We start from the raw sequence: 9,107 nt of genomic DNA, 5'->3' as shown, positions 1-9,107 counted from the left end.
GGCGAACCCGCCCGAGCACGCTCACCACCACCAGCAACAGGCGGCACACCACCAGCCGGCGGCGAACCCGCCCGAGCACGCTCACCACCACCAGCAACAGGCGGCACACCACCAGCCGGCGGCGAACCCGCCCGAGCACGCTCACCACCACCAGCAGGCGGCGAACCACCACCCGGCGGCGAACCCGCCCGAGCACGCTCACCACCACCAGCAGGCGGCGAACCACCACCCGGCGGCGAACCCGCCCGAGCACGACTTGGAGTACCAGCTACCGAAGGAGGGGAACCGCCCCCAGAACGACCGCCACCCGAGCGGGGCGCCGATCCGCCGAGTTCAGGTAGTCGGCCACCGCTTTGATCTGCTCCTACGGTGCGCTGGATCGACTCTCGTAACTCGCCGATGCGTCCCTGCATTCTTGCCGAGACTTCGGGCCAGTTCTGGCGAAGGTTTCGAAGCCCGTCCATCACCGGGCCGAGCGGGTTCCTGAATGCCAATTCGGTTACATCCTCCGGCCTGGGGCGAGGCCTCGCCTTGTGTCGGGTTTCGTCACGCCCCTGGCGGCAGTCCCGAACCGGCGGGCAGCGGTAGCCGCCGGACCGATGCCGCGTCGTACAGCCAGCGGTACCAGTGCTCGCCGCCGAGTTACTCGCCAGGTCGCACCTCATTGTCGGCTATCCCCAAGATCGGGGAACACACCCGGATTCGTAGGTCATCCCGGCGTACGCCGGGATGACCTACTGCGGAGGGACCGCGACCTTCGGCGCGGACTCGGCCTTCGGCGCGGGTTCGGCCGGCACATCCTGGGATCCGTCGTGTTCGGTGGCCTTCTCGCTCGACGATTCGGGAGGCGGCGCGGCGGTATCCGGCGCAAACACCTGAGGGCTTGCCTGCTGACCTTCGAGCTTCTCCTGCGACTGCTCAGCGACCACGCCCCGCTGATCGACATCGGAAGCCGAGATAGCGGGGACCTTTTCGTCGGAGGGCTTCGTGGTGGGGGCGACCCGCTCCGACTTCTTGCCTGCCCGCGACCACGGGGTCGCCGCCGTTTTCGGTCGCCCGGCCGGTGGCTGAGCACCCGTTCCGGGGCCTGCCGACGCGCGCGCGGCGCCTCCTTGTGCACGACCACCGCTGCCGCTGCCACCGCTGCCGCCAGTGCCACTGCCGCCAGTGCCACTGCCGCCAGTGCCACTCTGCGCCCTGTTCGCCGCGGCGTCGGTTGGGCGCTGCTGCGCGTTCGGAGCGGACGCGTTCGATTGATTCGATGCGGATGCGGCCGGTTGCGCTGTAGCAGCCGGCATCATTCCGCCGGTTTCACCCACCCTGCTCTCGGTGGATTCGTATCCGCCGGACCCAACGGACCCAACGGGCCCAACCGTGTTGGCGCCGGAATTCTCGCTACCGCTCGATCCGACGTTCGACGAACTCGAGCCTTGCACCGGAAGGTCCGTTCCAGCCGACGTGATGCCCGACGGAGTGGCTCCGTCGGCGCCCGGTCGGGATGTCGGTATCCCAGCATCCGAACCGCTCGATTGGACTGTGGGCGCGGTCGTACCGTTGGGATTTGTACTGCTACCCACACCACGATCCGCAGACGCGGGCGAATCCTTCCCGGAGGCACTCTCGGATGGCGCGTCGGAGCGCGGGTGCTGCGTGAGGTCCGGAATATTGCTCAGCGACGGAGGCCGCTGCCCACCGTCGACCGGCGGCTCCACGGAGACCGGACTGGGCCATTCGGCGGGAGGTACGTCCAGACCCGGAGTCTGGAAGTCGAAGCCGTCGAGCTTGTCACCGAACTTATCGGCATGCGAGAGCATTTCGTCGGCACGTTTCTCCAGCAGGTCGATGTAGCGCAGGGCTTCGTCGGGGTCGAGGTGGACCTGCTGGTTCGAGCCGGGGTCCGGCAGGACCGCGTCGGGCGGGAGAAGTGTGTCGCGGATGAAATGGTCGAACTTTTCCAGAAGCGGCTGAATGGCTTTCATCATCACCTCGGCCGCGATATACCACATCAGCGCCTCGGCCAATGACTTCGCTATTTGGCGGGCCGCGGCGGCGATCAGCGGACCCGTCACGGGACCGGCCGGTGTGAACATATTGGCAATGAAGCTCGCGGCCAGTGCCGCGAGTTCGATGAGCACCGCGATCTGGAAGGCCTCGATGACATCTGCCGCAATATCGAGGGCTTTCGCCGTGATATTGAAAAGGGTATCCAACTCCGACATCTTCCCGTGGTCGAATGACCACACCACGAGAATTGTCTGATAGGAATTACCGGACATGACCGACTGCATATCCTTGAGCGCGGCTGTCGCTTCCTCATAGGATTCTCTGACGTCGGCCGCGAATTCGCTGACGCTCTGCCCCAGTTCGCGAACCTGGTCCACATCTACATCCGGATAAGGGATACCGCAGACCTGGAGAAAGAACACCACTTCGCTCGGTATATGGATACTCAAATCGCGAACCTTCTCACCGCACAGACCACAGCACCCGAGCGGACCGACGGCGGCCCGTCCCCGGTCGATCGAACCCGGGACATGCCGACACCGCGGGCCCCATCCGCCGCAGACATCAGCGGATCACCGTTGTGCGGCCGCGCAGCGCACCGCCAGAACTGCAGTGACATGCGATCCTCACGCACCTCGCTTCATACGCGTTCCACACCGATGGGTAGGTCGGCCCAGCCGAGCCGACGCCCCGACAGATTACCCAACGCCGAACACCGAGGGGCGTTTCATCGATCTCCGAACGGCCGATCGCGCCACACCGGGGATCCGACCGCCGGGGCGCTCAGCGGAGTCGAAATATCACCCTTTCGAGGGGAGCAAGACATCTCGGCCTCACCGTGTTCATCCCATCCGTTCCGGCTCACCGACTGGACCAGCCGTCCCGGACCGACGGCCGACAGCGATGAACTGCGCAGGTCGTCCGGATGGTCGGAGTATCGGCGGACGTCACGATGCGGGCGCACTCGACCGGTTCCAGTCCCTGGGTCGCCTCCGCGTCCCCCCGGCCGCGACCATCGGCACCCGTAGCCGATCTCGATTCGTACCAGCCTTCGCATAAAGGACGTTCAGGACCGACCACGAGGCCTCCCATGGCCACCAATGGGAATAGATCGGACTCGACGCCGAGCAAAATCGGCGGGCCGAGCTCGCCGGCCACTCCACGCAACAGCCACCCAGTCACACTGCCACGACCCCATTGCAGAGGAGTTCACCGTCCGGCGCGCGGGCATGGTGGGCAGCCGAGGACATCGGCGAAACGGACGAGCCGGGCACCGGAATCGCGAGCGCGGTTTACCATTGATGGGGGGTGTACACTGCAATGCTACTCTTCGAACATGACCGTGGCCCTGGATATTTCGTGGCGAAGCTGCATCAAGACTTGGATAAACGAAAGTCTCGAGCACGGCCATACCATAGATTCACTTGTCGAATCCATGACAAACGACGGTTTCGACAAGGACGCGGCGCTCACGGCGATAGACGCCGTACTCGCGGGAGAAATTCCGGTCGACACGGCCTACGAATACGATCCGGCTCCGGTCTCGACCGACCGATCGATCTATGCCCATGATCGAATGATCCACGCTCTTCTGCGCATCGAAAAGCCGCAATTGATCCTGTTCGACAACGTCCTCTCGGCCGATGAGTGCGATCAGGTGATCGAGATGTCGCGAAATCGGCTGTCACCGTCCACGATCATCGATCCCACGACTGGGGCTCTGGAGTCCACGGATGCTCGGGCCAGCGAAAGTTGCGTGTTCAGTGTAGCGGAGAATCCCTTCGTCGAACGGCTCGACCAGCGTATCTCCGCTCTGATGAACTGCCCCGTGGAGAACGGCGAGGGCTTGCAGATCGTGCACTACGACGTCAGTGGCGAGTTCCGGGCTCACTTCGATTACTTTCCACCGAACGACGCCGGCAGCGCCGCCCACTACATACGAGGAGGTCAGCGAACGGCCACCCTCATCGTCTACCTCAACGACGTCGAGAGCGGAGGCGAGACGGCTTTCACCCGCACGGGCCATTCATTCGCCCCCCGCAAGGGCCAGGCAGTATATTTCCGATACTTCAACAACCTCGGCCAACTCGACGAGATGACACAGCATGCCGGACTGCCGGTTCACGCCGGCGAAAAATGGATCATGACCAAATGGATGCACCGCTACCCTTTCCCCGGATAGCAGGACGACGCTAGCGCAGTGCGCGCAGTGGCATCTCGTATTCGGGTCACACCCGATGGATCGTTCGGGTACGGAAGTCTACGCCCGCGAACTTCTCGTAGTCCGCGAGACTTCGAACTCCGCCGAGGCCGTACTTGTCGATATCGATCAGGATCTCATGATCCACGGCGACATCCGTACCCAGCAGGTGGCGGACGCGGGCCTTCGAACGCAGGTCCGTCTTCCCCCAGCCCTCGTGATCATCCCAGTGCAACCCCCGCCCCGGCCGCCGGGTGTAGTCGTGGAAGATCGAGACCGCGTTCGGCGTGAACACGTCCCAGCCGTGCGTGAACAGCCGCGCCCCGTAACTGATTTCCTCGCCGAAGAAGTAGAGGTGTGGATCGTACGGCACTTCCGCGATCACCGAAGCATCCGCGAAAAGGAAATTGGCACTGCAGAAGGGATTGCGCTCGGGCAGTTCCGGCGCATCCGACATGTACAGATGGCGCGATATCAACAACAGGATGCCGTCGTTGTCGAAATGCCGGGCATGCAGCACCGGGAAGGTGTCGGTGGGGAAGTTCTCGGTTTCCGGGAAACCGTCCGGAAATCCGGCCGCATATGTCGAGAGTACCGGCTTGTCCGATGCGCATTTCGAGAGCATGTCTCGTAGGGCCATGTCCCAGTGCGGCGCGAAACGCATATGTGAATCGATCTGGAGTAGATAGTCCTCATCGCGCCACAACGTCGCTATCTGCGACCGAGCCCAGCACGCACCGCGACTTTCGCGCGCGTCGACGGCGAGGACCGTGCACTGATCTTCTCGATCCCGCACCGGATAGAGTTCGTCGTCCACACCGGGTATCGCCTGCCAGCACAATCCGACTCTGATTCGTTCCGGCTCATGTGCGTTGGAAAAAAGACTGCGCAGTGTGTTGATACAGTCGGGATCGCGGTACGCCGCGATCGACACGAAAATCTCACCGGTCAACTAGATCTCCCATGCGAAACAGGTTACCAATACGGAGACCCGAGGGGAGCCGGTCGATGCCCGCGCCGATGAGTGTGCCCGAGCAGTCGAACCGGTCCGTTACACCGGACCGGTCCAGTGCCCAACTGCCGCAACCGCGGCCGAACGACTGCATGAGCGCCGGCGTGATTGGGTGCCGCCGCCCCATGAGGCTCCGACCCACCAATGCTGGGAATATTGGGGAGACAGCGCATCCGCCAGGGCTCCGAGATGCGTGCCGGACGACTGCCGCACCCCTCCCCGCCGAGTGACGGCAGCGGCACGAACCGGCGCCGGCCCGCAAGCGTTTCACCGAAAGACAGGATGCAAAATCGAGTGCTAGCCTGCGATCATGTTCGTGGCGCTGGACAGTTCGTGGCGAGGCCGCATCGAAACTTGGATAGGCGAAAACCTCGAACAGGGCAACTCGGCCGAGTCGATTGTCGAGTACATGACGGACTTCGGCTTCGACAGGGAAACGGTCACCACAGCCGTCCGGGTCGTACTGCACGGAAGAACTGTCGATACCTCACTCTACGAATACGATCCCAGCCCCATCCCACCGGATCGGGAAATTCGCGTCCACGATCGTACGATCCAGACACTGATACGCCTGGAAAAGCCGCAGTTGACCTTGTTCGACAACGTTCTCTCCGCCGCCGAATGCGATCGGATAGTCGAGATGTCGAAGGATCGGTTACAGCCGTCTACGATCATCGATCCCGCCACCGGGCTTTTCGAGCAGACCGCGACCCGCAGCAGCGAAAGTGTCATGTTCGAGCTGTCGGAGAATCCGTTGATCGACAGCGTCGACAAACGGATCTCCGCTCTGATGAACTGCCCGCTGGAGAACGGTGAAGGTCTACAGGTCGTGCACTATCGGACGGGGGGTCAGTACCTTCCGCATTTCGACTACTTCGCACCGGACGGCCCCGGCAGCGTCGGTCATCTGAGCAACGGCGGCCAGCGGATCGCGACCCTTGTTGTTTACCTGAACGATGTGGAGGCCGGCGGTGGTACCTCCTTTCCCGAGGCCGGAATCACCCTTTACCCGCGCAAAGGCCAGGCCATCTATTTCAGGTACTCCAACGAACTGGGACAGCTCGATCCATCCACAATCCATGCCGGCATGCCCGTGCTCGCCGGCGAAAAATGGATCATAAACAAATGGGTACGCCGTTACCGGATCTCCCGCTAGCGCAGGTCGGCCGACTGCGCCGCGCATCGCCCGCTCCGTATTTCCGCATCCGGCGCGCCACCGTCGAACTCCGCGGCCGGGCCACGCCCTGCTGAAGGCAGCGACCGATAACCCCCGTTCCCGGCGATCGGCACCCACCCGAACAGCGAGGACGGCGCTGAAGCTCGGCCCGTACCGCGATTCGGCGTGCCGATCACAGCACGTCTCCGAGCGCACGAGCACCGCGCGCCGAGAGGCACACTCCCGGCTCGGGCGTCCCGGCCCCGGATAGCCGGCGGACCCCGACATCGATGATCGCCGCGCCGAGGCGAACACCGTTCCTCTCGCGCTCCACCGACCGGAGCCGTCGCGCGGCGCGCGACACACATCTAGTCAGATGTATCAATGCCCAGTATTGGGAAGTTCTCGTACCCGGCGGCCGATTCGGGCGAGATAAATTCACACAGGTGTCAAATTACCGGTTCCTGCGCTGCGAATGTCCGTAGCCGGCAATGCCGTTCATATCGGCGGTTCGGCTCGATCGCTGCGGCGGCACCGTGAGGAGAACGTATGGGCGAGTCACTGTGGGTCGATATCGACGCGTTGCGAGACTCATCGGCGGAGCTGGATCAGGCTGCCGCCCGGACCGCCGCCATGGTGAACGAACTCGAGGCCGAGCTCACCCGCAGAGGTGAGTTCTGGGGTGACGACGAGCCGGGCGCGTTGTTCGCGCAGTCGTATCTTCCGGGCGTCGAACAGGCGATGACCGGTATGAAGAATCTCGTCGCCGCCCTACGCAGGACCGAGCAAGGGTTCACGGAGGCGGCCGAGGTCTACAGCCTCAACGACCTCGCAGGCGCGAATCATGTCGACGCAGCGGGCCCCGCCACGATCATCGGCGAGTCCGGCCCGGCGCGGCCGGAGGGCTATCGGGGTCCGGCGACCCACGCGGTGCCCGACTATGCCGATAGGACAACCGGATACCTTCCACACACCGACGAGACGACCCGATGGGACCACCAGGGGGAGCGCGAGCCCGGGCCATCCCGGACCGCGGCGGCACCGTACTCGCCCGCACCGTCCCCCGATACCGAGGTCGCATCTCCCCGGTCGACCGACCCGGCCGGCTCCGCGAACCCCCGCCAGGACCGACCCGGCCTGGGAGAACTCGGTGCACCCACATCCGTGGATGAGTTCGGCGTCTCGACACCGGCGGCACGCGACGGTGCCCCCGCCGCGAACGCACAGCCACCGAACACACTCGCCGCGAACGCCGGCGACGGCAGCCGCGTGAAGCCGATATCCGACCGACAGCCCGGACCAGCGGGACGGGCGGCCGGTACTTCTTCCCCGGCCGGTTCCGGCAACAGCCCCTGGGTGAAGCCTCCCACCGCCACCGCATCAGCCCCGACCTCAGCCACTGCGCCACAGCAGGGCACTCCCCCGAGGACCTATCCGCCGCGACCACAAACACCACACAAGCCCGAAAAGCAGGTTGCGGCAAAGCCTTCACGCAGTGCGTCCGGATCTCGCGAAGAACATCGGAAGACAAGCGATGCCGAAGCAATGCGCATCGCGCGCGCTATGGCGGCCCGGCACCACCTCGAGATTCGCGGATTCGAGACCGCCGGCCTCGATCAGCACACGGTCCGGCAGATCGAGGCGGCCCTCGATGACGTTCTCGGCCGATACGCTCCGCCACTGTGCGGCATCGAGATCGACCAGTTCTCTGGCCCCCCGTCGCGCGCTGAAAAGCGCTGCACCACCTCGGACTCCGATCCGAGCGAGGTCTGGATCGTGCTGGATCCGGGGTCGGCCGCGAATCCACCACATCCGACCGGCCCGGGCCGGTCGGTACCACAGCCGGCAGCTGCCGCGGACCAGCAGCGACCGCTCTATCTGACGACCCTGCGCGCACTCGGCAGTGTGCTGGATATATCCGGCGCATACCGAGCCCGCGCCGAAGCCCAGCGTGCGCTGATCACCGAATACCTCCGCGTGCACGGCAGCAAGGGCGACACCCTCGCTCGGGTGGTGCACGGGTACAAGAGGTGGCGCGGCGAGCTGAGCGACAGTTGTTTCCAGGACCGTGTTCTCGCCCCCGGGCCCGCGCTGGGGGACGCATTCGCCGCGGTCGAGTCGAACAGCGCGTCGGCCGGCTCGCCGCAGACAGTGCTGCATCGCTTGCTGGTGACGCTGGCAAAGACACCCGGTGCGGACACCTGACCACCGCGCGGTCACGACCGATCGCGGTTCACTGCGCACTTACGAAGGAAGAACGATGGACAGATGGAGAAGAGAGGCCCTGCGATCGGCCAACAACGGCTTGCGCAACCAGATCGAAGGCTTTCTCGACACCTACGAACAACAGAAGCCGCAGCTCGTCGAGATGTTGCGGAATCTGGAAACCGTTCGTGTACAGGCTCATTCGCCCGACCGATCGGTCGAGGTCACCGTCGACGCCGGCGGTGTACTCACCGACCTGACGCTCACCCCGGCCGCACTGCGCAAAACTCCTGAGCAACTGGCCACTACCATCCTCGACGCGGTCGGGGAGGCGGCGCGATCCGCCCAGGAACAGCATCGACTCCTGACCTCCCCAGCCGAGGCAGCTCCCGTGCCCGACCTACCGGACATCCTGCACGAGGCTCCCAGTGTCCATGAGGTCCGCGCCTACTTCCGCGACGAGGAGAATCGGGAGCGGTGATAGACCAGCAGTTCAGGGACGAAGGTTCCCGAACAGATTCGGTATAACG

The 9,107-nt window shown here is 64.4% G+C and carries 7 protein-coding genes; 4 read left to right on the top strand and 3 right to left on the bottom strand.

The genetic code is table 11. The features are described from left to right. Positions 1-253, bottom strand: a 253-nt coding sequence (locus tag ACWCPQ_RS17560) for a hypothetical protein (RefSeq protein WP_449899890.1), incomplete at its 3' end; no start/stop codon positions are given. Between the two features lie 481 nt (positions 254-734). Further along, positions 735-2,453: a WXG100-like domain-containing protein gene (locus ACWCPQ_RS17555; protein ID WP_449899887.1), complete on the bottom strand. Its 1,719-nt coding sequence runs from the start codon at positions 2,451-2,453 to the stop codon at positions 735-737. 887 nt (positions 2,454-3,340) lie between these two features. On the opposite strand from ACWCPQ_RS17555, the gene ACWCPQ_RS17550 reads away from it, so the two are divergent. Further along, on the top strand, positions 3,341-4,186 hold the full coding sequence (locus tag ACWCPQ_RS17550; RefSeq protein WP_449899885.1) for a 2OG-Fe(II) oxygenase: 846 nt from the start codon (positions 3,341-3,343) through the stop codon (positions 4,184-4,186). Positions 4,187-4,232: 46 nt separating this feature from the next. On the opposite strand, the gene ACWCPQ_RS17545 is transcribed toward ACWCPQ_RS17550, so the two are convergent. After that, the gene (locus ACWCPQ_RS17545) at positions 4,233-5,156 is read right to left on the bottom strand and encodes a GlcNAc-transferase family protein (protein WP_449899883.1); all 924 of its coding nucleotides are present in this window, start codon (positions 5,154-5,156) and stop codon (positions 4,233-4,235) included. 370 nt (positions 5,157-5,526) lie between these two features. Here ACWCPQ_RS17545 and ACWCPQ_RS17540 point away from each other — a divergent pair, with 370 nt between their 5' ends. The 3 genes from ACWCPQ_RS17540 (at position 5,527) to ACWCPQ_RS17530 (ending at position 9,058) form a co-directional block, all read left to right on the top strand. Further along, positions 5,527-6,372 (top strand): 2OG-Fe(II) oxygenase, encoded by an 846-nt coding sequence (locus tag ACWCPQ_RS17540; protein ID WP_449899880.1) that lies wholly within the window; start codon positions 5,527-5,529, stop codon positions 6,370-6,372. A 549-nt stretch (positions 6,373-6,921) separates the two neighbouring features. Then, on the top strand, positions 6,922-8,577 hold the full coding sequence (locus ACWCPQ_RS17535) for a hypothetical protein (RefSeq protein ID WP_449899878.1): 1,656 nt from the start codon (positions 6,922-6,924) through the stop codon (positions 8,575-8,577). A gap of 55 nt (positions 8,578-8,632) precedes the next feature. Next, the gene (locus tag ACWCPQ_RS17530; RefSeq protein WP_449899875.1) at positions 8,633-9,058 is read left to right on the top strand and encodes a YbaB/EbfC family nucleoid-associated protein; all 426 of its coding nucleotides are present in this window, start codon (positions 8,633-8,635) and stop codon (positions 9,056-9,058) included. The last annotated feature ends 49 nt before the right edge of the window (positions 9,059-9,107 follow it).

It is taken from the genome of Nocardia sp. NPDC001965 (assembly GCF_053594175.1).
The sequence above is the reverse complement of the archived record's forward strand: the minus strand, read 5'-3'. Positions and strand labels throughout refer to the sequence as shown.